The 25,781-nt window shown below is 64.4% G+C and carries 21 protein-coding genes; 9 read left to right on the top strand and 12 right to left on the bottom strand.

Features of this window, described 5'->3' with window-relative positions:
• Positions 1 to 58: 58 nt before the first annotated feature.
• The 5 genes from BFN67_RS13950 to BFN67_RS13930 all read left to right on the top strand — a co-directional run bounded on the left by BFN67_RS13950 (position 59) and on the right by BFN67_RS13930 (position 5,602).
• Positions 59 to 751: an ABC transporter permease gene (locus tag BFN67_RS13950; RefSeq protein ID WP_080920174.1), complete on the top strand. Its 693-nt coding sequence runs from the start codon at positions 59 to 61 to the stop codon at positions 749 to 751.
• A complete protein-coding gene (locus BFN67_RS13945) occupies positions 751 to 1,473 on the top strand; it encodes an ABC transporter ATP-binding protein (protein WP_080920173.1) in 723 nt (240 codons plus the stop codon). The genes BFN67_RS13950 and BFN67_RS13945 overlap by 1 nt, the downstream gene beginning before the upstream one ends.
• A gap of 43 nt (positions 1,474 to 1,516) precedes the next feature.
• Positions 1,517 to 2,320: an ABC transporter substrate-binding protein gene (locus BFN67_RS13940; protein WP_080920181.1), complete on the top strand. Its 804-nt coding sequence runs from the start codon at positions 1,517 to 1,519 to the stop codon at positions 2,318 to 2,320.
• A gap of 186 nt (positions 2,321 to 2,506) precedes the next feature.
• Positions 2,507 to 3,631: a molybdopterin-binding protein gene (locus BFN67_RS13935; protein WP_080920172.1), complete on the top strand. Its 1,125-nt coding sequence runs from the start codon at positions 2,507 to 2,509 to the stop codon at positions 3,629 to 3,631.
• 15 nt (positions 3,632 to 3,646) lie between these two features.
• Positions 3,647 to 5,602, top strand: a complete 1,956-nt coding sequence (locus BFN67_RS13930; protein ID WP_080920171.1) for a molybdopterin biosynthesis protein — start codon at positions 3,647 to 3,649, stop codon at positions 5,600 to 5,602.
• Here the strand turns inward: BFN67_RS13930 and mobA are convergent.
• Entirely contained in the window at positions 5,599 to 6,219 is a 621-nt protein-coding gene (mobA, locus tag BFN67_RS13925) for a molybdenum cofactor guanylyltransferase MobA (protein ID WP_080920170.1), read from the bottom strand. The genes BFN67_RS13930 and mobA overlap by 4 nt on opposite strands.
• Positions 6,209 to 7,102, bottom strand: a complete 894-nt coding sequence (gene fdhD / locus BFN67_RS13920) for a formate dehydrogenase accessory sulfurtransferase FdhD (protein WP_139789175.1) — start codon at positions 7,100 to 7,102, stop codon at positions 6,209 to 6,211. The genes mobA and fdhD overlap by 11 nt, the downstream gene beginning before the upstream one ends.
• A gap of 150 nt (positions 7,103 to 7,252) precedes the next feature.
• Between fdhD and BFN67_RS13915 the strand changes: the two genes are divergently transcribed.
• The 4 genes from BFN67_RS13915 to fdhF all read left to right on the top strand — a co-directional run bounded on the left by BFN67_RS13915 (position 7,253) and on the right by fdhF (position 13,474).
• Positions 7,253 to 8,509 carry a molybdopterin molybdotransferase MoeA gene (locus BFN67_RS13915; protein ID WP_080920169.1) on the top strand — a complete coding sequence of 419 codons (1,257 nt, stop codon included), beginning with the start codon at positions 7,253 to 7,255 and terminating at the stop codon, positions 8,507 to 8,509.
• Positions 8,510 to 8,586: 77 nt separating this feature from the next.
• Positions 8,587 to 8,844, top strand: coding sequence for a sulfurtransferase TusA family protein (locus tag BFN67_RS13910; RefSeq protein ID WP_080920168.1), 258 nt, complete (start codon positions 8,587 to 8,589; stop codon positions 8,842 to 8,844).
• A gap of 162 nt (positions 8,845 to 9,006) precedes the next feature.
• Positions 9,007 to 10,680 carry an NAD(P)H-dependent oxidoreductase subunit E gene (locus BFN67_RS13905; protein WP_080920167.1) on the top strand — a complete coding sequence of 558 codons (1,674 nt, stop codon included), beginning with the start codon at positions 9,007 to 9,009 and terminating at the stop codon, positions 10,678 to 10,680.
• Between the two features lies 1 nt (position 10,681).
• On the top strand, positions 10,682 to 13,474 hold the full coding sequence (gene fdhF / locus BFN67_RS13900) for a formate dehydrogenase subunit alpha (RefSeq protein ID WP_080920166.1): 2,793 nt from the start codon (positions 10,682 to 10,684) through the stop codon (positions 13,472 to 13,474).
• 173 nt (positions 13,475 to 13,647) lie between these two features.
• Here fdhF and BFN67_RS13895 read toward each other — a convergent pair whose 3' ends face one another.
• The 10 genes from BFN67_RS13895 to BFN67_RS13850 are packed head-to-tail and all read right to left on the bottom strand — an operon-like array spanning position 13,648 to position 25,460.
• On the bottom strand, positions 13,648 to 14,277 hold the full coding sequence (locus BFN67_RS13895; protein WP_080920165.1) for a sarcosine oxidase subunit gamma: 630 nt from the start codon (positions 14,275 to 14,277) through the stop codon (positions 13,648 to 13,650).
• Entirely contained in the window at positions 14,270 to 17,329 is a 3,060-nt protein-coding gene (locus tag BFN67_RS13890; RefSeq protein WP_080920164.1) for a sarcosine oxidase subunit alpha family protein, read from the bottom strand. The genes BFN67_RS13895 and BFN67_RS13890 overlap by 8 nt, the downstream gene beginning before the upstream one ends.
• The gene (locus tag BFN67_RS13885) at positions 17,326 to 17,634 is read right to left on the bottom strand and encodes a sarcosine oxidase subunit delta (RefSeq protein ID WP_080920163.1); all 309 of its coding nucleotides are present in this window, start codon (positions 17,632 to 17,634) and stop codon (positions 17,326 to 17,328) included. Before BFN67_RS13885 ends, BFN67_RS13890 begins: the two co-directional genes overlap by 4 nt.
• A gap of 16 nt (positions 17,635 to 17,650) precedes the next feature.
• Positions 17,651 to 18,904 carry a sarcosine oxidase subunit beta family protein gene (locus BFN67_RS13880; RefSeq protein ID WP_080920162.1) on the bottom strand — a complete coding sequence of 418 codons (1,254 nt, stop codon included), beginning with the start codon at positions 18,902 to 18,904 and terminating at the stop codon, positions 17,651 to 17,653.
• A gap of 51 nt (positions 18,905 to 18,955) precedes the next feature.
• Complete coding sequence (glnT, locus tag BFN67_RS13875) at positions 18,956 to 20,299, bottom strand: type III glutamate--ammonia ligase (protein ID WP_139789173.1); 1,344 nt, start codon at positions 20,297 to 20,299, stop codon at positions 18,956 to 18,958.
• A 23-nt stretch (positions 20,300 to 20,322) separates the two neighbouring features.
• Entirely contained in the window at positions 20,323 to 21,651 is a 1,329-nt protein-coding gene (locus BFN67_RS13870) for an FMN-binding glutamate synthase family protein (protein ID WP_080920160.1), read from the bottom strand.
• Positions 21,652 to 21,659: 8 nt separating this feature from the next.
• Complete coding sequence (locus BFN67_RS13865; protein ID WP_080920159.1) at positions 21,660 to 22,397, bottom strand: GltB/FmdC/FwdC-like GXGXG domain-containing protein; 738 nt, start codon at positions 22,395 to 22,397, stop codon at positions 21,660 to 21,662.
• Positions 22,398 to 22,401: 4 nt separating this feature from the next.
• Complete coding sequence (locus tag BFN67_RS13860; protein WP_080920158.1) at positions 22,402 to 23,298, bottom strand: class II glutamine amidotransferase; 897 nt, start codon at positions 23,296 to 23,298, stop codon at positions 22,402 to 22,404.
• 58 nt (positions 23,299 to 23,356) lie between these two features.
• Positions 23,357 to 23,935 carry a universal stress protein gene (locus tag BFN67_RS13855; RefSeq protein WP_158083516.1) on the bottom strand — a complete coding sequence of 193 codons (579 nt, stop codon included), beginning with the start codon at positions 23,933 to 23,935 and terminating at the stop codon, positions 23,357 to 23,359.
• Positions 23,936 to 23,945: 10 nt separating this feature from the next.
• The gene (locus BFN67_RS13850) at positions 23,946 to 25,460 is read right to left on the bottom strand and encodes an APC family permease (protein ID WP_080920156.1); all 1,515 of its coding nucleotides are present in this window, start codon (positions 25,458 to 25,460) and stop codon (positions 23,946 to 23,948) included.
• Positions 25,461 to 25,781: the final 321 nt, after the last annotated feature.

Here is a 25,781-nt window from a genome sequence, read left to right as displayed (position 1 = left end):
ATTCAATTGTTTGACTCAAGCACGATCATTGCAGACAACGCCGCGGGAGGGAGGCAAAATGCCTGACAGCGCAAGTGCCTGGCAACTGATTATCAGCGGCGACGCGACGCTTTATGCGATCGTGCGCCTGTCGCTGGCCGTCAGCCTGTCGGCGGTGGTGATTGCCGTCATCGTCGGCTTGCCGCTCGGCGCGATTCTGGCGCTGACCAGGTTTCGCGGCCGCACCGCGCTGATCGTGCTTCTCAACGGCTTCATGGGCCTGCCGCCCGTCGTCGTCGGCCTCACCGTCTTTCTGCTTCTGTCACGGTCCGGCCCGCTCGGCATGTTCGGCCTGCTGTTCACGCCGGCGGCCATGGTGATCGCCCAGTCGCTTCTCGTCGTGCCGATCATCGCCGCGCTCACGCGCCAGACCGTCGAGGATTTGTGGCACGAATATCGCGATGAACTGCTGGCCCTGAATGTCAGTCCGGCGGGGCGCGTGGCGACACTTCTGTGGGATAGCCGCTTCAGCCTGGTCACCGCCCTTCTGGCCGGCTTCGGCCGCGCCGCTGCCGAAGTCGGCACGGTGATGATCGTCGGCGGCAACATCAACGGCTTCACCCGCACCATGACGACGACGATCGCGCTCGAAACATCGAAAGGCGACCTGCCGCTGGCCATGGGACTCGGCCTGATCCTGATCGCGATCATCCTGATGATCAATGCCGCCGCCTGGGGCGTGCGCACATGGTCCGAGCAAAAGGCAGGCTGATGCGCGACATGTCGAGCGATCTTCCCCTGCGCTTCGAAGAAGTGACGCTGCGCTTCGGTCCAACCACCGTTCTGGATCGCGTCAGCCTGGCGATCCGGCCCGGCGCGCCGACGCTGGTCGTTGGCCCCAACGGCTCCGGCAAGACGACGCTGCTGCGCCTTTGCATGGGGCTCGCCACCCCCACTGAGGGCCGGATCAGCTGGGGCGGACGCCATGCGCTCAGCCCCGGCAAGATCGCCATGCTGTTCCAGCGGCCGGTGATGCTGCGCCGCTCGGTCGCCGAAAATGTGCTCTATGGCCTCGCCCGGTCGGATCTGCCGCGCAAGGCCCGCATCGCCCGCATGAAGCAGGCACTGGAGCGCGTCGGCCTGCCCGACCTGGCCAACCGCCCGGCAAGGCGGCTTTCCGGTGGCGAGCAGCAGCGGGTGGCGCTGGCCCGCGCGCTGGCCCGCGAGCCGGAGCTGCTTTTGCTCGATGAGCCGACCGCCAATCTCGATCCCGCCGCCACGCGCGCGGTGGAGGATATCGTCCGGATAGCCGCGCAATCGGGCATAAAGATCGTCATGGCCTCACATGATCTTGGCCAGGTGCGGCGGCTGGCCGGCGACGTCATGTTCCTGGTGCGCGGCGCCTTGCGCGAACACGCCGCCGCCGCCGATTTCTTCGACCGTCCTTCAACCACCGAGGCCGCGTCCTTCGTGCGCGGTGACCTCGTCATCTAACCAAGGGAGTTTTTTCGTGTTGAACCGCCGTCTCTTTTCAGCCTTGGCCGTCGCCTTTTTCCTCGCCGCCGGCAGCACTGCCGCGCCCGCGCAGGACAAGTCGATCATCGTCGCCTCGACCACCTCGACGCAGGATTCCGGCCTGTTCGACTATCTCCTGCCGCTGTTCAAGGCAAAGTCCGGCATCGACGTGAAGGTGATCGCGCAGGGCACCGGCCAGGCGCTCGACACCGCGCGCCGTGGCGACGCCGATGTCGTCTTCGTCCACGCCAAATCGCAGGAACTGAAGTTCCTCGACGAAGGCTTTGCCAAAAAGCGCGACGACGTGATGTATAACGACTTCGTGCTGATCGGGCCGAAGAGCGACCCGGCAGGCGTGGCCGGCACCTCCGACATCACCGCCGCCTTCAAGGCGATCGACGAGAAGAAGGCGCCCTTCGTCTCGCGCGGCGACCGCTCCGGCACCAACACCGCCGAACTCAAGCTGTGGAAGGAAGCCGGCATCGACATCGCCAAGGACAAGGGCGACTGGTATCGCGATATCGGCCAGGGCATGGGTGCGGCGCTCAACACCGCCAGCGCCATGAATGCCTATGTGCTTTCGGATCGCGGCACCTGGCTGTCGTTCAAGAATCGCGGCGATCTCGAAATCGTCGTCGAGGGCGACAAGCGCCTGTTCAACCAGTATGGCGTGATGGTGGTCAATCCGGACAAATTCCCGACGGTCAAGGCCGAGCTTGGCCAGGAATTCATCGACTACCTGCTCTCCGACGAAGGCCAGAAGGCCATCGCCGCCTACAAGATCGACGGCAAGCAGCTGTTCTTCCCCAACGCCAAGAAGGACTGATCGCCGGGTGGTATTGGCGGTGAGCATATCGTTCACCGCCGCACGGCCTTTCGGCGGGCGCCAACCTCCCTGATGCTGAGATAACGGCGAGCCTCGCGGCGCGCACGATGCAAACTGGAGCCACCCTCGTGCACCAAACCCCCAATGCCGGTTGCAATTGGCGCCGCATCCGGCCCATCATCGGGCATGAGCAGAACGCAGCCTTTACATGGCGCGCTGACCAGCCTCGAATCGGCGCGCGCCGCCCTGCTCGACGGTCTGGCTCCGGTTGCGCCGCAGTCCATGCCGCTTGCCGAGGCACGCGGGTGCATAGCCGCCGAAATGCCGGGACTGCATGCGCCCCTCCCCCAACGAAACAAAGCCGTCATCGACGGTTGGGCACTGCCTTCGCTCGATCTTGCCGGGGCTTCGCCCTATTCGCCGGTGCCATTGAGCCGCCCACCGCAATGGATCGAGACCGGACAAGCCCTCCCTGAAGGCTGCGATTGCATTCTGGAGCCCGACCTTGTCGAGCATCACGGGCCGATGGCGCAGGCCGTCGCCGAGGCCATTCCCGGTCAGGGCGTGCGCCGGACCGGCGAAGATATTGCTGCCGGGCGACCGGCAGCCATCGCCGGCCGCGGCTTAAGCGCCGCCGATCTTCTGGCATTGCGCGCGACAGGGGCTGACACGGTCATGGTACGCGCGCCCAGGCTCAGCCTCATCGATGTGGCGCACCCGGACGGAACCGGCCCCACCGCCGAATTCATCGCCGCACTGGCGCAAGCCGACGGCGCAGCCGTCACGGCTACGCCCGCCGCCCGTGAGGCACAGTCAATCGCGGCAGCGATAAGCGAAGCCAGCGCCGATCTCTTCGTTCTGATCGGCGGCACCGGCGCCGGGCGCACCGACTGCTCGGCCGACGCGATAAAAGACGCCGGCACGCTCATCGCCCATGGCCTTGCATTGCAGCCCGGCGAAACAGCGGCCATCGGCAGGCGCGGCATTGTGCCCATCGTGGCGCTGCCCGGCCTGCCCGATCATGCGCTCGGCGCCTATCTCATGCTGGTGCAACCGCTCATCGACCGTCTGGCCGCTCGCCTGCCTCGGCAGGGTACGGCGCTGCCGCTTTCGCGCAAGATCGCCTCGACTGTCGGGGTTGCCGAGGTCGCGCTCGTGCGGCGCGAGGCGGAACAGTGGCAGGTTCTCGGCACGGGCAACCTGTCGCTCGACCATATCCGCATGGCCGATGCGTGGCTCACCATCGGCGCCGACAGCGAAGGCCATGCGGCGGGAACACCCGTCGAAGCCTTCCCTCTGCGCGCGACCTGATATAAGGGCGCGGCCATGACCAGATCGGCTTCATCCCCTCCCCATCCCCCGCACGGCGCCGGGCAGGAGCAGTTCCTGACCATATTGTCGCGCGAGGAGGCGCTGGCCCGTTTCCAGTCCGCTTTGTTTCCGCGCCCGATCCCCAGCGAGGAGCGGTCGCTTTCCGAGGCGCTCGGCGCGGCCCTTGCCGACGACATTGCAGCAATCATCGACGTGCCGCCCTTCGACCGCTCGAATGTCGATGGCTTCGCCGTTCGGTCCGCCGATATTGCGGCGGCCTCGCAAGCCGTGCCGACACAACTCAGGCTTACCGGAGAAACCATTCATTGCGGCACCGCGCCGGCACGGACGATCGAGGCCGGCCTCGCCACCGTCATCGCCACCGGTGGCCCGCTGCCGCGCGGCGCCGACGCGGTGGTCATGGTCGAGCACACCCAGCCCGCCGGCGACGGCGCGATAGAGGTGCGCCGCAGCGCCGCTCCCGGCCAGTTGGTGTCCTATGCAGGGTCCGATATTGCGCGCGGCGAAATGCTGCTGCGCGCCGGCACCGTGCTCGGCTCGCGCGAGATCGGCATGCTCGCCGCCTGCGGCATCGCCAGCATGAATGTTGCTCGCAAGCCGCGCGTGGCGGTGCTGTCCACCGGCGATGAACTCGTCCAGCCGGGCGAGGCGCTCAGGCCGGCAGCCGTCTATGACACCAATGGCGCGATCGTCAGCGCGGCGATTGCCGAAAACGGCGGCGAGCCCGTATTCCACGGCGCCTTCGCCGACGACGAGGCCCGGCTCGAAAAAGCCATGCGCGCCGCTCTTGCCGCCGCCGACATGCTGATCCTTTCCGGCGGCACCTCGAAGGGCGCGGGCGATGTCAGCCACCGCATCATCGCTCGCCTCGGCGAGCCCGGCATCATCGCCCATGGCGTTGCGCTGAAGCCCGGCAAGCCGCTCTGCCTTGCCGTATGCGACGGCAAGCCGGTGATCATTCTGCCCGGTTTCCCGACTTCGGCAATGTTCACCTTCCACGACATGATCGTGCCGGTGCTGCGCCGCATGGCCGGCCTGCCGCCGCGCACTGAGACGCTGGTCAAGGCGCGGGTACCGCTGCGCATTCCCTCCGAGCGCGGCCGCGCCGAATTCGTCATGGTGTCGCTGGTCGAAGCCGAGAGCGGGCTGATCGCCTATCCGACCGGCAAGGGCTCGGGCGCGATCACCTCCTTCGCGCAGGCCGACGGCTTTTTACGCATCGATGCGCTGGCCGACCACCTGCCCGCCGGGACGCAAGCCGACGTCACGCTTTTCTCGCCGCATCTGCGCGTGCCGGATCTCGTCATCATCGGCAGCCATTGCACCGGGCTCGATCTGGTTCTGGAGCCGTTGGCCCGCGCCGGTCTCACCACCCGCACCCTGGCCGTCGGCAGCCTTGGCGGATTGGCGGCAGCAAAGCGCGGCGAAAGCGACTTGGCGCCGATCCATCTGCTCGACGAGGCGAGCGGGACATACAACACACACTATCTCACTGATGGGCTGGAACTGGTGCCCGGCTGGCGGCGCATGCAGGGCATCGTCTTTCGCCGCGGCGATGCGCGCTTCGAGGGAAAGTCTATCGAAGATGCGGTTGCGGCGGCGCTGGCCGATCCCGCCTGCCTGATGGTCAACCGCAATCAGGGCGCCGGCACGCGCATCCTGATCGACCGGCTGCTGGCCGGCGCGCGGCCGGACGGCTACTGGAACCAGCCGCGTTCGCACAATGCGGTGGCGGCGGCCGTGGCGCAAAAGCGCGCCGACTGGGGCGTCACCATCGCGCCGGTGGCGCATGCCGCAGGGCTGGGTTTCATTCCACTTGCCGAGGAGCACTACGATTTCGCGTTGGTCTCGGTGCGCAAGGACAGGCCGGCCGTGCAGGCATTTTTGAGGGCGCTGCAATCCGCCGAGAGCCGCGCCGCACTGGAAAAGGCGGGTTTCCGACCGGCCTAACCAGCGATCTTGGCCAGGCCTTCGGCTTCCGACAGATCCTCGACCGTATTGGCGTTGAAGAACGGATCGACCGGCACGGCGGGCCATTCCACCGTGGCCAGCGGATAACGGGCCGTCCAGCGGTCGATCTTGCGCATGTCCTCATCGACCAGCGCATGTCTGAGATCGCTACGCAGCGCCACTTTCCACAACCCGATAACCGGATGCGTGCGCCCGCCGGATGCCGCAACGGCAAGCGCGGCATTTTCGCGCATACGCGCCTCATGCAGCCGGGCGACGAGATCGCGCGGCAGGAACGGGCAATCGCCGGCGACGCTGACCACCCATTTGATCTCGGGCCGGTTCTCGGCCGCCCAGTCGAGCGCCGCCAGCACGCCGGCCAGCGGGCCGGGATTGTCGGCCACAGTGTCGGCCACCACGGGCAGATCGAAGGCGGCAAAGCGGCCCGGATCGCCATTGGCGTTCAGGACCAGGGCATCGCATTGCGGGGAAAACCGTTCCACCACATGATCGAGAATGGTGCGCCCGCCGATTTGCCGCATCGGCTTGTCGCCACCGCCCATGCGGCGCGCCAGTCCGCCGGCCAGGATCACGCCAAGTGTCGGCTCAGTCGTCATGGCCGGCTCCCTTGCGCGCATGCCGCGACGGTTCGTCCTCCACGGCGGAAATATCCTGATCGAAGACGATCCGCTGTTCGCCCGAAAGCGCGGTGAAGCGCTTGCCGCGCGCCCGGCCGACCAGCGTCAGCCCCACCTGTCTTGCCAGCGACACGCCCCAGGCGGTGAAGCCGGAGCGCGAAACCAGGATCGGGATGCCCATGCGCACGGTCTTGATGGTCATTTCCGAGGTCAGCCGGCCGGTCGTATAGAGGATCTTGTCGGCGGCATCGACGCCGTGGCGGTACATCCAGCCGGCGATCTTGTCCACGGCGTTGTGGCGGCCGACATCTTCCATATAGCAGACCACCTCGCCCTGCCGGCACAAGACACAACCGTGGATCGCGCCGGCTTCGAGATAGAGCGAAGGAACGGTGTTGATGGTGCGCGTCATCCGGTAGAGCCAGGAGGTGCGCAGTTCGGCCTGCGGCAGTTCGATGCCCTCCAGCGCCTCCATCAGGTCGCCGAAAGCGGTGCCCTGCGCGCAGCCCGAAGTCAGCGTGCGCTTCTTCAGCTTGTGCTCGTAATTGGTGTTGCGCTCGGTGCGCACCACCGCGACCTGAAGGTCGTCGTCATAATCGACGCCGGTCACCACGTCGTCAGGCTTGAGCATGTTCTGGTTGAGCAGATAGCCCAGCGCCAGATATTCCGGATAGTCGTTGATCGTCATCATGGTGACGATCTCCTGCGCGTTGAGATAGAGCGTCAGTGCGCGCTCGACCGGCACCGTGGTCTCGACGGGCGCGCCCGTCTGGTCGATGCCCATCACGCGCTCGGTCAGCCGTGCATCCCCCGGATCGGGCATGACGATCGGAGGGCCGGATGGTTCGTGGGGTTGGTCCATGGCGGTTTCGTCCATATGTAGGTTGCTGAAGCGGCACCCGGGAGTCGTTTTCAAAAGGGTGGCACGAAACGGCTCGCGCGTCAGCATCATGTAGTGATAGGTCGGCCAAATGTCGCGGTCGCGAACGATCGGGTGAAACGGTAGGAGAGCATGGCGCAACTGTCTGACGACTGCTTTGCCTTTGGCGGCCCGCTGCTGCCGGTCGATGAAGCCTTGGCGATGCTGGCCGAGCGCATCGGCCCGGTGGATGGCTGTGATTGCGTGCCGCTGGCCGAAGCCGATGGGCGCGTGCTGGCGCGCGATCTGGTCGCGCCCCTGCCGCTGCCGCCCTTCACCAATTCGGCGGTGGACGGCTACGCGCTGGACGGCGCCGACATTCCAACCGCCGGAAGCCTTGCCTTTGCGGTCGCGGGCCGCATCCAGGCGGGCGCGCCGGCAGATGTGGCGGCATCCTCCGGCGAGGCCGTGCGCGTGTTCACCGGCGCGCCGATGCCGGCCGGCATGGACACAGTGTATATGCAGGAGGATGTGCAGGTGGATGCCGATGGCCGCGTCATCCTGCCGCCGGGCCTCAAGCGCGGCGCCAATGTCCGCCCGGCGGGCGAGGATGTTCGCGCCGGCGAGGCGGCGCTCAAGGCCGGGCATCTGATGCGGCCACAGGATGTGGCGCTGGCGGCGGCGTTCGGCCTCACCCATGTCGAGGTGCGCCGCCGCATCCGCGTCGCGGTCCTGTCGACCGGCAACGAGATCGTTGCGCCCGGCGCGGCGCGCGGGCCGGCGCAACTGTTCGATTCCAACCGCTTCATGCTAGCCGCCATGCTGACACGCCTCGGCTGCGCGGTCGAGAATCTCGGCATCCTCGGCGACGATCAAAGCGCGATTGCCGCGACGCTCACCAAGGCCGCCGAAAACAACGACCTGATCCTTGCCTCGGGCGGCGTTTCGACCGGCGAGGCCGATCACGTCAAGGCGGCGGTGGAAAGCGTCGGAAAGCTGGTGTTCTGGCGCCTCGGCATCAAGCCCGGTCGCCCGGTCGCCATGGGCGTGATCGACGGTGCGCCGTTCATCGGCCTGCCGGGCAACCCGGTGGCCAGCTTCGTCACCTTCACCCATATTGCGCGCCCGGCAATCATGGCGCTGTCCGGCACGTCGTTTGCGGCCCCCGTCGCCGTGCCGCTGCGCGCTGCTTTCACCTACAAGAAGAAAGCCGGCCGCCGCGAATATGTGCGCACCCATCTGCGCCGCGCCGAGGATGGCGTGCTGGAAGCGGTCAAGTTTCCGCGAGAAGGCGCCGGCCTTCTGTCTTCGCTGGTGGATACGGACGGGCTGGTCGAGCTTCACGAAACCGAGACCGAAGTCGGCCCCGGTCAGGAGGTAGCGTTTTTGCCCTATTCGAGCCTGCTTTGAGTTCTTGATAGCAGGCTGTTCGGGGTTGTCAGGCTGTTCGGGCTTGCCTTCCCAAAAGAAGGAGATAGGTTCCGCCTATGGCAACGACAAAACTTGACCTGGTGGGATTGAAATGTCCCCTGCCGGCGCTGAAGACGCGCAAGGCACTGGGTGGAATCCAGCCTGGCGATCGGCTCGAAGTCCACTGCACCGATCCTCTGGCGGCAATCGACATTCCCAATCTCATTGGCGAAACCGGAGATCGCATTGAGAACACCGCTCGCGACGGCGACCGGATAATCTTCCTGATCGAAAGGCGGGCCGCCGCAATGGCAAACGGCGCCCCGGCAGGATGATGGACAGTTTTTAAACACACTGGATAAGGTGGCTGCATATATACGCAAAATTTGCAGATTTGCTGAAAGACCTATATCCATAGGAATAAGTTTTGCCTTATAGTCAAATTCCGACCACTTCTCGAAGCGTGTCGTAAAGGCAATGTCGAAAGGGTGGAAAGCATGACATTTCATGACAGACGTCAACGGGATCGCGGACCGAAGGGGCGCGCGCTGGATGATCGCGCGCTTGCCGAGGTCCAGGGCCTGCTGACCAACAGAGAGCGCCGGCGCGATCTCCTGATCGAGTTCCTGCATCTGATCCAGGACAAATATGGCTGCCTGTCCGCCGCGCATATGCGCGCGCTGGCGCATGAGATGAAGCTGGCCCAGGCCGAAATCTACGAAGTGGCGACCTTTTACGACCATTTCGATGTGATAAAGGAAGGCGAGACGCCGCCGCCGCCGCTGACGATCCGGGTTTGCGATTCGGTAAGCTGCATGCTGGCCGGAGCAGAGGCGCTGGTGACCGCATTGCAGAAGGGCACCGACCCGTCTGCCGTGCGTGTCGTGCGCGCACCCTGCATGGGCCGCTGCGCCGGGGCGCCGGCTGCCCGCATCGGCGACCGCGAGGTCGATCACGCCACAGTGGAAGGCCTGCTGAGCATGGCCGAGACCGGCGACACCAAGGTGGTGGTGCCGAAATATACCGACCTTGCCGCCTATCGCGCAGAGGGCGGCTACCAATTGCTCGAAAAGGTGCGCAAGGGCGAAGTGACCGCCGACGCGCTGATGGAAACCATGCAGAACGCCGGCCTGCGCGGCCTTGGCGGCGCTGGCTTCCCCGCCGGCAAGAAATGGCAGTTCGTGCGCTCCTATGCCGGGCCGCGGCTGATGTCGATCAATGGCGACGAGGGTGAGCCGGGCACGTTCAAGGACCGCGTCTATCTGGAGCGCGACCCGCACCGCACGCTGGAAGGCGCGCTGATCGCCGCGCACGCCGTCGAGGCCGAGCGCATCTATTTCTACATGCGCGACGAATATCCGGCAGTGCTGCAAATCCTGCGCACCGAGATCACCGCGCTTGAGATGGCCGGTATTGCCGAGCCGGGCTTTATCGAGCTTCGCCGTGGCGCGGGCGCCTATATCTGCGGCGAGGAAAGCGCGATGCTGGAGAGCATCGAAGGCAAGCGCGGCCTGCCGCGCAATCGCCCGCCCTACATCGCCGAGGTCGGCCTTTGGGGCCGCCCGACGCTCAACCACAATGTCGAAACGCTGTGGTGGATTCGCGACATCGTCGAAAAGGGCGCGGAATGGTTCGCCGCTCTCGGCAAGCCTGGCCATCCGGGCATCCGCTCGTGGTCGGTTTCGGGCCGCGTGAAGAACCCCGGCGTAAAGATGGCGCCGGCCGGCGTCACCGTGCGCGAACTGATCGAGGACCATTGCGGCGGCATGGCCGACGGCCACACCTTCAAGGCTTATCTGCCGGGCGGCGCTTCAGGCGGCATATTGCCGGCCTCGATGGGCGACATTCCGCTCGATTTCGGCGGTGAACTCGCCAAGCACGGCGCATTCGTCGGCTCGCATGCCATTGTCGTCTTTTCCGATCAGGACAGCGCCAAGGCGGCGACGGTCAATCTGTTGAAATTCTTCAAGCATGAAAGCTGCGGCCAGTGCACGCCGTGCCGCGAGGGCACCGGCAAGATGGTGGCCCTGCTGCAAAAGGACGGCACACTTGACGAGACCGCCCTGCGCGACCTCGAATCGGTGATGCGCGATGCGTCCATATGCGGTCTGGGGCAGGCCGCGCCGAACCCGGTCAACCACTTGTTGACGCACTTCCGTGAGGAGCTCTGAGATGGCGGGCACAATCCAATTCACCCTTGACGGCAAACCGGTCACGGCTGCCGAAGGCGAAACAATCTGGGACGTAGCCAATCGCGAAGGCAACGAAATCCCGCATCTTTGCCACGTCAACATGCCGGGCTACCGCACCGACGGCAATTGCCGCGCCTGCATGGTGGACATCGAAGGCGAGCGTGTTCTGGCCGCCTCCTGCATCCGCAAGCCCACTGAAGGCATGGTGGTCAAGACCGACACCGAGCGCGCCGAAAAGTCGCGCGAAATGGTGTTCGAACTGCTGGCCAGCAACATGCGCCCCGCCAATGACGGCCCCGACAACCAGTCGGCATTCTGGCAATGGGCCTCGTCGATGGGCATTTCGGGCAGCTCCCGCTATCCCTCCAAGTTCGAGACCGCCGACGCGGCCGAGTTCGACATTTCCAACCCGGCGATCGCCGTCAATCTCGACGCCTGTATTGCCTGCGGCGCCTGCGTGCGCGCCTGCCGCGAGGTTCAGGTCAATGACGTGATCGGCATGGCCGATCGCGGCGGCCACACCATCCCCGTCTTCGACATGCACGACCCGATGGGGCTTTCCACCTGCGTCACCTGCGGCGAATGCGTGCAGGCCTGCCCGACCGGCGCGCTCTATGAAAAGACGCTGATGGACCCGGCGGCCAAGACCCGCGCCATCCAGGAGTTCGACCGGGTGGTGGATTCGGTGTGCCCCTTCTGCGGCGTCGGCTGCCAGACCAAGGTCGCCGTCAAGGACAACAAGATCGTCCAGGTCGACGGTCGCAACGGCCCGGCCAATGAGAACCGCCTGTGCGTCAAGGGCCGCTTCGGCTTCGACTACGCCATGTCGCCCGAACGCCTGACCAAGCCGCTGATCCGCCGCGACGACGCGCCCAAGGCCGGCGATATCGACCTGCGCAATGTCGACCCGCTGACCGTGTTCCGCGAGGCGACATGGGAGGAGGCGCTGGAACGCGCCACCAGCGGGTTGAAAAAGATCCTCAAGGAAGATGGCGGCCAGGCGCTCGCCGGTTTCGGCTCGGCCAAGGGCTCGAACGAGGAAGCCTATCTGTTCCAGAAGTTCGTCCGCCAGGGCTTCGGCACCAACAATATCGACCATTGCACGCGGCTGTGCCATGCCTCGTCGGTCGCGGCTCTCATGGAAGGCGTCGGCTCGGGTGCCGTCTCCGCGCCGTTCATGGATGCCATGAAGGCGGAGTGCGTCATCATCATCGGCTCGCGCCCCACCACCAATCATCCGGTAGCGGCCACCTATTTCAAGCAGGCGGTCAAGAAGGGCCTGAAACTGGTCATCATGGACCCGCGCAAGCAGGACCTGATGCGCCACGCCACCCATTCGCTGCAGTTCAAGCCGGGCAGCGACGTCGCCATGCTGAATGCGCTTCTGCATGTGATCGTGGAAGAAAAGCTCTATGACGAGCAATATATCCAGGCCAATGTCAGCGGCTTCGAGGCGCTGAAGAAGAAGGTCAAGGACTTCTCGCCCGAGGCCATGGCGCCGGTCTGCGGCATCGATGCCTCGGTGCTGCGCGAGGTGGCACGTCTCTATGCCAAATCCGAGCGCTCTATGATCTTCTGGGGCATGGGCCTTTCCCAGCACACGCACGGCACCGACAATTCGCGTTGCCTGATCGCGCTGGCGCTGATCACCGGCCATGTCGGCCGTCCGGGCACCGGCCTGCATCCGCTGCGCGGCCAGAACAACGTGCAGGGCGCGTCCGACGCCGGCCTCATCCCGATGTACTATCCCGACTACAAATCGGTGGAGAACGTCGATATCCGTAGCCAGTACGAGAACTTCTGGGGCCAGACGCTCGACCCCAAGAAGGGGCTCACCGTGGTCGAGATCATCGATGCCATCCACGCGGACGAGATCAAGGGCATGTACATCATGGGCGAGAATCCGGCCATGTCGGATCCCGACCAGATTCACGCCCGCGCCGCCCTTGCCAAGCTCGATCATCTGGTGGTGCAGGACATTTTCATGACCGAAACCGCATGGCATGCCGACGTGATCCTGCCGGCCTCGGCACATGCCGAAAAGCTCGGCACCTACACCAACACCAACCGGCAGGTGCAGATCGGCCGCCCGGCGCTCGATCTGCCGGGCGAAGCGCGTCAGGATCTCGACCTCATCATCGAACTTGCGCGCCGCATGGGCCTCGACTGGAACTACAAGCATGTTTCGGAAGTCTATACCGAGATGGCCGAGGTCATGCCCTCGCTCAACCACATCTCGTGGGAGCGCATCGAGCGCGAGGAATCGGTCATCTATCCGGCCGACGGCCCGGACGTTCCAGGCAACGAGATCGTCTTCACCTCCGGCTTCCCGACCTCCGATGGCCGCGGCCGCATCGTGCCGGCCGACCTCACACCGCCCGCCGAAGTGCCGGACGAGCAATATCCGCTGGTGCTGACCACAGGGCGCATGCTCGAACATTGGCACACCGGCGCCATGACGCGCCGGGCCGGCGTGCTCAACGCCATCGAGCCGCAGGGCATCGCCGCCATGAACCCCTACGAGATCGAGCGGCAGGGCCTGCATATCGGAGACATGATCGAGGTCGAGACGCGACGCGGCACGGTCGAGGCGATCCTGCGCGCCGACCGCGAGGTGGCCGACGGCATGGTGTTCATGCCGTTCTGCTTCAACGAAAGCCCGGCCAACCGGTTGACCAATCCGATGCTCGACCCCTACGGCAAGATCCCGGAGTTCAAATACTGCGCCGCCAGGGTCCAGCCGCTGACCAAGCATGTCGAGGCCGCGGAATAACGCGGCCACAGTGGATGGATTTGAACCGGCCGGGGTAACTCCCGGCCGGTTTTTTATGGCGGTTCGTCGAGGGGTGAAAGCCAGATCCGGCCACGAAAAAGCCCCGCTCGATGAACGGGGCTTTCAACAATAGGATTCTGTCCGGGCGATGCTAGCCGGATTGGCGCGACCGCCTACTGAACGGCGCTGACGTGCCCCGCATCCAGCCCGTATTCCAGCGCCGCGTCGGCAATCATGTGCCACAGGCTGTCGGAGAAACTGGTGAAGACGAGAAGATTGTAAACCGCCTCGCCCGCTTCATCGGCGGAACGCCAGACCGAGGCGTTGGTGTGGTCGATCGCTGTCGAGGCCGCAGCACCAACCGGGAACACCGTGTCGTGCAGGTCGAGCGCGCAGAACTTCGCCATTGCATCGCGCGCACGCGGCCCGCTGATGTGCAGGGCGCAGCGGCCGTCCGACTGGTCGGAGAGCGAGGCGATGCCGGCGAACGTGTCCGCCAGTTTCGCATAGAATTCATCGCCGGAATGCGGCGCGAAAGCGAGGAACTGATCGGCGCCCGACCAGATCAGCGTCGCGGTCTTGGCCGTCACGGCTTTCGGCGAGGTCGGCGGCTCGACGCCGAACAGCTTCTTCGCAGCCTTGGCGGTGGCCGCCGCCTGACCGCGCCGCGCCATCACCTGTACCAGCGCGATGTCGCGCACTTCCCTAAGCGTCACGCCCGCCGCGCCAGTGCCGGCACCGTGGCGGCCGACGACAAGCGCCTTGCGCAGCGGCGATTGGGTTTCCCAGGTAAAATCAGGCACGCTGGCGCCCTCCTTCGGGGTCGTAAAAGACCGGGCTGCAGATTTCGGCTTCATAGTCCTCGTTGCGAAGCGGGTCACAAATGCGCACGATCTCGCCGATCCGCTCACGGCCACGCTCGACCAGCGCCAGCGCGATCCAGTGATCGAGCACCGGCGAGAAGCACACCGAGGTAAGATAACCCTGATCCGTCTCCGGGCCGGGAATGGCGCCTTTCGGAACGACATGCGCGCCGGAGCGCAGCCGCCTTGCCTTGTCCACCGGCTTGATGCCGACAACGACCTGCCGGTCGGGCGCCATCAACGCCTCGCGACCGGCCATGATGCGGCCGATAAAATCCTTCTTCTTCGACGCCATGCCGCCGAGACCAAGGTCGCTGGCGGTGGTCATGCCGTTAAGTTCGGGACCGGCGACATGGCCCTTTTCGATGCGCATGACGCCGAGCGCCTCGGTGCCGTAGGGCACGACGCCGAACGGCTCGCCGGCCTTCATGATGTTGCGCGCCATCGCCTCGCCATAACGCGCCGGCACCGCGATCTCGAACGCCATTTCGCCGGAGAAGGAGATGCGGAACAGCCGCGCCTTCATGCCGCCCCTGAGCATGACTTCGCGCACGCCCATAAAGGGGAAGCCCTCATTGGAAACGTCTTCCGAAGGATCGACCAGATTGATCAAGAGATCGCGCGTGCGCGGCCCGGCAATCGAGAACTGCGCCCACTGGTCGGTGGCGCTGGAAAGCTGCACGTCGAGTTCCGGCCACAGCACCTGCCGGCAGAATTCGAGATGCTGTGTCACCGGACCGGCCTTGGCCGTCGTGGTCGTCGTCAGATAATGGTCTTCGGCCAGGCGCGACGTCGTGCCGTCGTCCATGACGATGCCGTCCTCGCGCAGCATCAAGCCGTAACGCGCCTTGCCCACCGCCAGTTTCGAGAAGCCGTTGATGTAGACGCGATCGAGGAAGGTGCCGGCATCGGCGCCGCGCACATCGACCTTGCCGAGCGTGGACACGTCGCAGAAGCCGACGCCATTGCGCACCGCCAGCACTTCGCGCTTGACCGATTGCAGCCAGTCCGTCTCGCCGGCCAGCGGGAACCACTGGGCACGCTTCCAAAGACCGGTATCGACAAACACCGCGCCGCGCTCTGCGGCCCAGTGATGCGACGGCGTCAGCCGCCAGGCGTGGAAGTTCTGGTCGCGATGATGACCGGCCAGCGCACCGATGGCCACCGGCGCGTAAGGCGGGCGGTAGATCGTCGTGCCGGTTTCGGCAATCGAGCGTCCGCGCGCATCGGCCATGATCGCCAGACCGGTGACATTGGAGTTCTTGCCCTGGTCGGTCGCCATGCCGAGCGTGGTGTAACGCTTGAGATGCTCGACGCTCTCAAAGCCTTCGCGCTGCGCCAGCGTGACGTCGGAAGCGGTGACGTCGTGCTGGAAATCCACGAACGCCTTGCCCTTGGCCTTGACCTGCCACAGCGGCTGTATCGCGAAAGCCTCGTCGGCCGCCTTGGCGGCATTGCCCGACTTGCCCTTGGCCCCGGTTTCGGCGGCGGCCATGGCGCCGGCGGCATGGCCGGTGCGCAGGCACGCGTCAAGAGACAGGTCGCCATTCGCCGCACCCGCCATGATCATGCCGGGTGGGCTCACGCCCGGAACGAAAGCCGCAATGTCCTCACGCCATGTCGGCCGGCCGCGATGGAAGCTGGACAGAGCGACATTGGGATTCCAGCCGCCCGAAGCGGCAAGGCAATCCGTGTCGATGTTCTGCGTGCTGCTGCCGGTGGCAACGGTGATTGAACGTACGCCATCGACCCCGCCCTTCACATCGACGACCTGACCGGGGAGAACGCGCAGGCCGCTCCGGTCGGCAAGGGCGCGATAGGCGGCCGGCACCTTGCCGCGCGGATCGATGACAGCAGCGATCTCGCCGCCGGCCCGCACCACAGCCTCCACCGTGCGCCAGCCATCGTCATTATTGGTGAATACGGCGATGCGCTTGCCCGGCATCGCCGCGAAGCGATTGATATAGGTGCGCACGGCCGCCGCCATCATCACGCCTGGCCGGTCATTGCCCGGAAAGACGATCGGCCGCTCGATGGCGCCGGCGCCGACGACGCTGCGTCTGGTGGCAATGCGCCACAGGCGCTGGCGAACCTGATGCTCGGCCGGCTGCGGCACATGGTCGTTGACGCGCTCCAGCGCGCCGAAATCGCCGCCGTCATAAACGCCGAACACGGCGGTGCGCGCCATGATGCGGACATTCGGCAGCGAGGCCAGCTCGTCGGTGACACGGCGCAGCCAGTCGAGCGCCGGCATGCCGTCGATTTCGCCGCCATCGCTGAGCAGGCGGCCGCCGATATGACTATCTTCCTCGCAAAGGATAACACGCGCACCGGCACGGCCCGCCGCGAGTGCCGCCGAAAGTCCGGTTGCGCCGCTACCGACAACCAGCACGTCGCAATGCGCCCATGCCTTGTCGTAATGGTCGGGGTCCGGCAGATGCGCGGTTTCACCAAGGCCCGCGGCGCGGCGGATCGCCGGCTCGTAAAGCTTTTCCCAGAACTTCGCCGGCCACATGAACGTCTTGTAGTAGAAGCCGGCGACGAAGATCGGCGACAGCAGCGAATTGACCGCCATGAAGTCGCGGCGCAGCGAAGGCCAGCGATTCTGGCTGCTGGCGACCAGCCCGTCATAAAGCTCCTGCGTGGTGGCGCGGGTATTGGCCTCCTTGCGCGCGCCGGTGCGCATTTCGACAAGCGCGCTGGGCTCTTCCGAGCCCGCCGTCATGATGCCGCGCGGGCGGTGATACTTGAACGAGCGGGCGACCAGCTTGACGCCATTGGCGACCAGCGCCGACGCCAGCGTATCGCCGGCAAAACCGGACATGGACTTGCCGTCGAAGGAAAATTGCAGCGGCGCCTGACGGTCGATCAGGCCGCCATTGGCCAGCCGGTGCGACTGGTTCGCAGCCGAGGACCGGTCGGGCGAAGCACGGCCGTCGGCGGTCGCCGTCCGCCCGAGCGGCTGGGTTTCGGTGTAGCCAGACATCGTCATTCTCCCGCCTGCCCCGCCAATGCCGCGCCGGCACCCGGCGCCGCCGTCACCGATTTGAACTCATGCGTCACCGTATTGCGCTCGGCGATCAGCCATGAGCGGCAGCCGCCGCCATGATACCAGTATTCGCGCATGTCGCCGGCGACATTGGCGCGCAGATAGACATAATCGAAGACGGCGTCTTCAATCTCAGCCGGGCTGTTCGGACTGTCGACCGCGAAATTCGGCCGCTTGGGCGACGCGTCACCCAGATAGCTGAATTCGCTCGAGTCGCGTTCGCCGCAGAAGGGACATGCAATACGCATTCCACCAGTCTCGCTTTCAGTGCAGGTTTGGCTGGGCGCCCTGGCCCTTTTCGTCGATCATCGCGCCACGGCGGAACCGGTCGAGCCGGAAGCGCGCCGCTTCCGCATGTGGCTCGTCGCGCGCCAGCAAGTGAGCGAAGACAAGGCCGGAAGCCGGCGTCGCCTTGAAGCCGCCATAGCACCAGCCGGCATTGAGGTAGAGGCCATCGATCGGCGTCTTGTCGATGATCGGCGAACCGTCCATCGACATGTCCATGATGCCGCCCCATTGGCGCAGCATGCGCACGCGCCCGATCATCGGCATGATGGCCATGCCGCCTTCGCAGACATCTTCCATCACCGGCATGTTGCCGCGCTGGGCATAGGAATTGTAGCCGTCGAGGTCGCCGCCGAAAACCAGGCCGCCCTTGTCCGACTGACTGACATAGAAATGCCCCGCGCCGAAGGTGACGACGCCGGGGATCAGCGGCTTGATCGCCTCGGAGACGAAGGCTTGCAGCACATGGCTCTCGATCGGCAGGCGCATATCGACCATGGAGGCGACGCGCGAGGAGTTGCCGGCGACCGCCATGCCGACCTTGCCGGCGCCAATGGTGCCGCGCGAGGTTTCCACGCCGGTGACGCGGCCGCTGTTATCGCGAACGAAACCGGTGACTTCGCAATTCTGGATGACATCAACGCCGTATTTGTCGGCGGCGCGCGCATAGCCCCACACCACCGCATCGTGCCGGGCCGTGCCGCCGCGGCGCTGGATGAGGCCGCCCATGATCGGGAAGCGGGCATTGTCGTAGTTGAGGAAGGGCAATTCGCGCCTGAGTTGCGCCTGATCCAGCAGTTCGGCATCGATGCCGTTGAGGCGCATGGTGTTGCCGCGCCGCGCAAACGCGTCGCGCTGGGCGTCGGAATGATAGAGGTTCAGCACGCCGCGCTGGCTGACCATGGTGTTGTAGTTGAGGTCCTGCTCCATGCGCTCCCAAAGCTGCATGGACAATTCATAGAAGCCGGTATTGCCGGGCAAACCGTAATTGGAACGGATGATGGTCGTGTTGCGTCCGGCATTGCCGGAGCCGATCCAGCCCTTCTCCAGCACCGCGACATTACGGATGCCGTATTTGTGGGCCAGGAAATAGGCGGTGGCGAGGCCATGCCCGCCGCCGCCGATGATGACGACGTCATAGTGTTTTTTAGGAGCCGGATCGCGCCAGGCACGGGTCCAACCCTGATGATTGGACAGTGCTGCCTTGAGAAGTGAAAAGATCGAATAGTTCATCGCAGTGTTCCGGCCTGATGTTTCCGGGTTTGGGGCGATCCGGCTTTCACGTCAGATGTCGAGTGCGTTATCGCGTTCCCACTCCGTGAAGTGAGACACGTAGGAATTCCATTCCTTCATCTTCATCTTCACGAACGCATCGACGAGTTCGAGGCCGAGTTGCTGCTTGAACTCCTTGCTGCCATCGAGAAGGCGAAGCGCATCGAGCAGGTTGAGCGGCAGGCGCGGCGCGTCCTTGATGGTGTGGCCGTCCTCATACATGTTGATGTCGCTGCGCTTGCCCGGATCGAGCTTGTCGCGCAGGCCGGCGAGACCGGCGGCGAGAATAACCGCCTGCATCAGATACGGATTGGCCGCACCGTCGGGCAACCGCAGTTCGAAGCGGCCGGGGCCGGGCACGCGCACCATATGGCTGCGGTTGTTGCCGGTCCAGGTCACCGCGTTCGGTGCCCAGGTCGCGCCGGAAGCCGTGCGCGGCGCGTTGATGCGCTTGTAGGAGTTCACCGTCGGGCAGATGATGGCCGTCATCGCCGGGGCATATTTCATGATGCCGCCGAGGAAGTGCATGCCGCGCTCGGACAGCCCGTCCTTGGCGGTGTCGTCGGCGAACACGTTCTTCGTGCCGGAAAGATCCCATGCCGAAATATGCGCATGGCAGCCATTGCCGGTCAGGCCGGGGAAAGGCTTGGGCATGAAGGTCGCGCGCACGCCGTGCCGTTCGGCGATCGTCTTGATCATGAACTTGAAGAACGAGTAGCGGTCGGCCGTGATCAGAACGTCGTCATAGATCCAGTTCATCTCGAACTGGCCGTTGGCGTCCTCGTGGTCGTTCTGATAGGGCTCCCAGCCCAGATCCTGCATGGCGTCGCTGGCCTCGGCGATGATGTCGAAGCGGCGCATCAGCGCCTGCTGGTCGTAGCAGGGCTTGGCCATACGGTCGTGCTCGTCGGCGATCAGCTTGCCGTCCGGCGTGGTCAGGAAAAATTCCGGCTCGACGCCGGTCTTGACGCGGATGCCGGCAGCGGCGGCTTCGGCGACCAGGCGCTTCAGCGTGTTGCGCGGCGCCTGATCCACACCCTTGCCGTCCATCGCACAGTCCGAAGCCAGCCAGGCGACCTCGGGCTTCCACGGCAGCTGGATGACAGAGGCCGGATCAGGAATGGCCAGCATGTCGGAATTGGCTGGCGTCATATCCATGCCGCCGGCGAAGCCGGCAAAGCCGGCTCCGTTCTTCTGCATGTCCGCAATCGCGCGTGTCGGCGCCAGCTTGGCGCGCTGATAGCCGAGCACGTCGGTATAGGTGATCATGAAGAACTTGATGTTACGCGCGTTGGCGTAGGCTTCAAGATCGATCTGCGCGGTTGCGTCCTGTTTCATCTGAAATGCACTTCCCATGAACTGCTCCTCCCGATCGGTGTTTAAAAGGTGCCCTGCCCCGGTACCCAGCTCGTCCCCGCCAGCGGAACCCCGGCCATAGCCGCAGCCTCGATGGTGAGGGCGCAAAGATCTTCCGGCTCAAGGTTGTGCATGTGGTTATGCCCACAGGCACGGGCGATCGTCTGCGCCTCCAGCGTCATCACCTTGAGGTAATTCGCCAGGCGGCGGCCAGCGGCGACCGGATCGACACGCTTCATCAGTTCCGCGTCCTGCGTGGTGATGCCGGCCGGATCCTTGCCCTCGTGCCAGTCGTCATAAGCGCCGGCATGCGTGCCGAGCTTCTGATACTCCGATTCCCAGTGCGGGTCATTGTCGCCGAGCGCAATCAGCGCGGCCGTGCCGACCGACACCACATCGGCGCCCAGAGCCATGGCCTTGGCCACATCCGCGCCGGTGCGGATACCGCCGGAGACGATGAGCTGGACCTTGCGATGCATGCCCAGATCCTGAAGCGCCTTGACGGCGGGCCGGATACAGGCCAGCGTCGGTTGGCCGACATGCTCGATGAACACTTCCTGCGTGGCGGCGGTGCCGCCCTGCATGCCGTCGAGCACAACGACGTCGGCGCCAGCCTTAACGGCAAGGGCGGTATCGTAATAGGGGCGCGCGCCGGCGACCTTCACATAGATCGGCTTTTCCCAATTGGTGATTTCGCGCAGTTCGAGAATCTTGATCTCGAGATCGTCGGGGCCGGTCCAGTCCGGATGACGGCAAGCCGAACGCTGGTCGATGCCCTTCGGCAGCGTGCGCATCTCGGCAACGCGATCGGAAATCTTCTGGCCGAGCAGCATGCCGCCGCCGCCGGGCTTGGCACCCTGGCCGACAACGACTTCGATGGCGTCGGCGCGGCGCAGGTCACGCGGGTTCATGCCGTAACGCGAAGGCAGGTACTGATAGACCAGCGTCTGCGAATGGCCGCGCTCTTCCTCGGTCATGCCGCCGTCACCGGTGGTGGTCGAGGTGCCGGCGATGGTGGCGCCGCGGCCGAGAGCTTCCTTGGCCGGACCGGACAGCGAGCCGAAGCTCATGCCCGCCACGGTGATCGGGATCTTCAGCTCGATCGGCTTCTTGGCAAAGCGCGTGCCGAGCGTGACCTTGGTCTCGCATTTCTCGCGGTAGCCTTCGAGCGGATAACGCGAGATCGAGGCGCCAAGGAACAGAAGGTCGTCGAAATTGGGGACCTTGCGCTTGGCGCCCGCACCGCGAATGTCATAGATGCCGGTCGCGGCCGCGCGCCGGATTTCCGACATATGATATTCGTCGAACGTCGCCGATCTGCGTGGGGTAGTCGGAGGATTGTGATAGGACATGTCAGACCTCAGTACGCATCGGCGTTGTCGATGTTGAAGTTGTAGAGGGTGCGCGCCGAACCGTAGCGCTTGAACTCCTCCGGCTTGACGTCAGTGATGCCGGCACGGGCAAGCAGATCCTTCAGGATCTCGATATGCTCGGGGCGCATTTCCTTTTCGATGCAGTCGGCGCCAAGGCTCTTGGCCTCGCCGCGAAGGAACAGGCGGGCCTCATAGATGGAATCGCCGAAGGCGTCGCCGGCGTCACCGAGCACGACGAGATTTCCTGACTGCGCCATGAAGGCCGACATATGACCGACATTGCCGCCCACAACGATGTCGATGCCTTTCATCGAGATGCCGCAGCGCGACGAGGCGTTGCCATCGATGACGAGCATACCGCCGCGTCCGGTCGCGCCGGCATACTGGCTGGCGTCGCCCTTCACGAAGATGGCGCCCGACATCATGTTCTCGCCGACGCCGGGGCCGGCCGAACCGTGGATCGTGATCGTGCTGTTCTGGTTCATGCCGCCGCAGTAATAGCCGACGCTGCCCTGCACATCGATGGAGATGGCATGCTCGGCGCCGACGGCTACGGCATGGCTGCCCTTGGGGTTCAGGACTTCCCAGTTGGTCTCTGTGGCGCCGTCGGTAATGTCGTGAAGCGCCTGGTTGAACTCACGCAAGGTGATCTTGGAAAGATCGAACACCTTGGGTGCGTAATTCACCTTGGTGACTGGGGCGGTTGCCAGGTTTGACGCGTGCATGCTCTCAGTGCTCCCAGAAATAGACGGTTGAGGGTTCCGGCTCCCACACTCGGGCAGTCTCGATGCCCGGCAGGTTGGCCAGCGCGCGGTATTCCGAACCGAATGCGACATACTGATCGGTTTCGGCCATGACGGCCGGCTTGCAGGCAATCGGATCGCGAACGACGCCGAAGCCATCCTTGGTGCCGACGACGAAGGTGAAGAAGCCGTCGAGATCGTTGAGGCTCGATTCGAGCGCCTGGCCGAGATTTTCGCCATGGGCGATCTTCGACGAAAGATAGGCCGCCGCCACCTCGGTGTCGTTCTCGGTCTCGAACTTCATGCCGTCGCGCTTCATTTCGCGACGCAGATTGTTGTGGTTCGACAGCGAGCCATTGTGCACCAGGCACTGGTCCGGACCGGTCGAGAACGGATGCGCGCCCAATGTGGTGACGGCGGATTCGGTCGCCATGCGGGTATGGCCGATGCCATGGCTGCCGCTCATCTTGGCGATGTCGAAACGCTTGACCACATCTTCGGGCAGCCCGACTTCCTTGTAGATCTCGATGGCCTCGCCCGAGCCCATCACGCGCACGTCGGGGCGCAATTCGGCTATCGCGGCGCGCGCCTCTTCCAGCTTCTCCGCCGGAACGTCGAGAACCGCATGTGTCGATTTGACGATGGCCGAAACCTTGGTGCCGAGCTTGGCGCCGAGGTCGGTGTCGAGGCCCTTGAAATCCACATCGGGATTGGGCGACTGGACGGTGATCTTGCCATGCCCCTTGGCGTCGCCGCCATAGATGGCGATGCCGGCGCTGTCAGGGCCGCGATCCGTCATCGTTATCAGCATTTCGGACAAAAGCGCACCGAGCTGCGGCTCCAATGCCTTGTCCTTTATAAAGAGTCCCACGATTCCACACATCGCCGTTACCTCAGCCTGTTTGATGCTCGCAAAAAGCTAGCAGGTTCCCGAATTAAATTCAACTGCTATGAATTTTTTTTTCCCTGGAGAGAAGATGCGATTGCACGGGCGACGCGACCTTGAATTCGGCATATGAGCCCGCCTTCTGCGCCGATGGAGATGCGCCGACCAGATGCACCGGAATCGGCGCGCTCCGGCGGACGCGATGAGGTTCCTGGCTCCACATCATTGAGCCGACGACCGGGTTGCGCCGTGGATCGGCACCCATGACGATCGCCGCGCAATTCAGCCGTCCGGCCTCGCGAAGAATGCTCTTGGCCGGATGACGGGTGACGACGATATGGCCATCCGCGATGACATCGAGCGCTTCCAGCCGCTCGATAGCCTGGGCGACATTATCCTCCTGCTCGGCCATCTCGCGCCGGCTTGGCTTCAGTCCGGGATTGGGCAGGCCGAAGCTTGTGCCCCAAAGGCGCGCGACACTCAGCACGCGGACTCTGCCATCATGGCCGCGCGCGATGCGCGCGGCCAACTGGATGACGTCCTCGCTGATACGCCGGCCTTCCGAGGCGACCAGCACCTGCCGCGGACCGCCATGGTCCGCAACCGGCGACGATCGCCTGAAGAAATTGCGCATCACCATCCTCCTATTCACCCGCAACCGCGATTTCGTTGCCGGCAAGCCCGCTCTTGCGGTCTTCCCATTTTCGATACCAGTAGAGCGGGAGATACATGAAGATCGTTATCACGCCGAGGAAGTAATATACCGCCTGTCCGCCGATATACGAATATATCAGGCCACCCGCCAGCCACACGAAGAAATAGAGCGCGGCAAGAGCAAGCGCGATATATTTGAAGAATTCCGGCAGGCGGAACGGGCGATGCACGTTAGGCCGGTCGTTGCGCAGCAGATAATAGGCGATCAGCACCGGCACGAACGAACCGAGATAGCCGACATTCGAGAAGGAATAGATCTCGATGGCGCCGCCCATGAAGGCGATGGCCAGGCTCGCCACCACATTGGTCATCATGGCGCGGTCCGGCACATGATGCTTGTTGAGATGCTGATAGAAGCGGGGGAACTGCCCGTCCAGCGACATCTGGTAAAGCGAGCGCGAGCAGCCCATCAGCGAATTGAGCGCCGAAAGCACCAGCGCAACGATGAGCATGATCGCCATCAGCCACTCCATCACCGTTCCGGCGACGCCGGGAAAAATGTTGCTGGCGAAGGTGACGAACATCGTCTTCGGATCGACAAGGGCCGGGTCGGAAATCGCTTGTGCACCAAGGATCACCACAAAGGAAATCGGTAGCATGGTGTAAACGAACACGCCATAGCCGCCTTCCAGCGTCATCGCGATCTTGGCGTCGCGGCCAGGATGCTTGCACTCGCCGATGTAGCAGGCCGCCGCTTCATAGGCGATCACCGTCCACAGAAGCGGGAACGCATAGGCGATATACATGACCCACGCCGGATAGCCGCCGATCGGATCGCTGAAGGCGGAGCCGTCGAGATGCGGGAAGCCGGCCAGCTCGCTCCAGTTCGCGGCATCCATGTTGAAGATGAAGCCGATCGACAGGAAAGTCAGCGGGATCATCGACAGCACAGCCAGGATGGTGGCCATCGAAGTGCCGAAACGGATTCCCAGATAGGCTGGAATCGACAGAATGATAAGGCCGACGGCGGTGATCGCCAGCGTCCAGTAGGGAATGAAGGTGCTGACGGGGGTGATGCCCTGCGTGGCGTCGAGCCCGAACAGATGGGTGATGTAAAACGACGCCAGGATCATGTTGAGCGGCGCCACCGGCATCCAGCCCACCCAGTACATCCAGGCCGTCACCCCGTTGACGTGCGGCGCCAGCCGCGGCCAGCGGTTCTTGTAGGCCGGATAGGCATAGGACGGCGAACCGCCGGTGCGGCCCGGCATCATCGCCGACAGTTCGGCAAGCAGCAGGCACAGCACGACGCCGGTCAGCGTGAAGAAGGTGATGAAGGGAATGTAGGACGCGCCGAACACCGTCAGGAATGCCGGTGCTGCGCCCGTGACCAGGATGGTTCCGGCGAGGCCGATGACGAAGGCCCCCCACCAGTTCGTCCCGGTCTGAAGATTGCCCTGTTCGTAGTCCAGGACGTCATGCGATTCAAAATCGGTCTGGCTCATGCTATGCTCCTCCCATTGTCCATGTCCGGGGGCTGCCCAAGGCACCCACGCGCTGCGGTGGGTATTGCAAGATCGGGATCAGGTATTCGTCGGTTCATCGAATCTCCTCCATTCGAATTGAAGCACCTGTTGCGTATGCAATGGCAAAACGTAGCCTATGCCCCGGCACGGGGCCGGAAGCCTGAAAACTCTCCTTTTTTTCGTCTGCGGGGTCCCGTTAAAGCCTGACCGGAATGCGGAGGCGAACCGCCCACGATTACACTGTCAGACAAATTACTTTCCAATCAGGAAAGCATCGCATCGAAGGCTTGTCAACCGACA

Source organism: Manganibacter manganicus, from assembly GCF_002075885.1.
Classification (GTDB): domain Bacteria; phylum Pseudomonadota; class Alphaproteobacteria; order Rhizobiales; family Rhizobiaceae; genus Mesorhizobium; species Mesorhizobium manganicum.
This window is presented reverse-complemented; position numbering and strand designations above follow the sequence as displayed.

Coding starts and splice junctions, on each gene's coding strand:
- BFN67_RS13950 (WP_080920174.1), top strand. CDS start 59: ATGCCTGACAGCGCAAGTGCCTGGCAACTGATTATCAGCGGCGACGCG.
- BFN67_RS13945 (WP_080920173.1), top strand. CDS start 751: ATGCGCGACATGTCGAGCGATCTTCCCCTGCGCTTCGAAGAAGTGACG.
- BFN67_RS13935 (WP_080920172.1), top strand. CDS start 2,507: ATGAGCAGAACGCAGCCTTTACATGGCGCGCTGACCAGCCTCGAATCG.
- BFN67_RS13930 (WP_080920171.1), top strand. CDS start 3,647: ATGACCAGATCGGCTTCATCCCCTCCCCATCCCCCGCACGGCGCCGGG.
- mobA (WP_080920170.1), bottom strand. CDS start 6,219: ATGACGACTGAGCCGACACTTGGCGTGATCCTGGCCGGCGGACTGGCG.
- fdhD (WP_139789175.1), bottom strand. CDS start 7,102: ATGGACCAACCCCACGAACCATCCGGCCCTCCGATCGTCATGCCCGAT.
- BFN67_RS13915 (WP_080920169.1), top strand. CDS start 7,253: ATGGCGCAACTGTCTGACGACTGCTTTGCCTTTGGCGGCCCGCTGCTG.
- BFN67_RS13910 (WP_080920168.1), top strand. CDS start 8,587: ATGGCAACGACAAAACTTGACCTGGTGGGATTGAAATGTCCCCTGCCG.
- BFN67_RS13905 (WP_080920167.1), top strand. CDS start 9,007: ATGACATTTCATGACAGACGTCAACGGGATCGCGGACCGAAGGGGCGC.
- fdhF (WP_080920166.1), top strand. CDS start 10,682: ATGGCGGGCACAATCCAATTCACCCTTGACGGCAAACCGGTCACGGCT.
- BFN67_RS13890 (WP_080920164.1), bottom strand. CDS start 17,329: ATGACGATGTCTGGCTACACCGAAACCCAGCCGCTCGGGCGGACGGCG.
- BFN67_RS13885 (WP_080920163.1), bottom strand. CDS start 17,634: ATGCGTATTGCATGTCCCTTCTGCGGCGAACGCGACTCGAGCGAATTC.
- BFN67_RS13880 (WP_080920162.1), bottom strand. CDS start 18,904: ATGAACTATTCGATCTTTTCACTTCTCAAGGCAGCACTGTCCAATCAT.
- glnT (WP_139789173.1), bottom strand. CDS start 20,299: ATGGGAAGTGCATTTCAGATGAAACAGGACGCAACCGCGCAGATCGAT.
- BFN67_RS13870 (WP_080920160.1), bottom strand. CDS start 21,651: ATGTCCTATCACAATCCTCCGACTACCCCACGCAGATCGGCGACGTTC.
- BFN67_RS13865 (WP_080920159.1), bottom strand. CDS start 22,397: ATGCACGCGTCAAACCTGGCAACCGCCCCAGTCACCAAGGTGAATTAC.
- BFN67_RS13860 (WP_080920158.1), bottom strand. CDS start 23,298: ATGTGTGGAATCGTGGGACTCTTTATAAAGGACAAGGCATTGGAGCCG.
- BFN67_RS13855 (WP_158083516.1), bottom strand. CDS start 23,935: ATGCGCAATTTCTTCAGGCGATCGTCGCCGGTTGCGGACCATGGCGGT.
- BFN67_RS13850 (WP_080920156.1), bottom strand. CDS start 25,460: ATGAGCCAGACCGATTTTGAATCGCATGACGTCCTGGACTACGAACAG.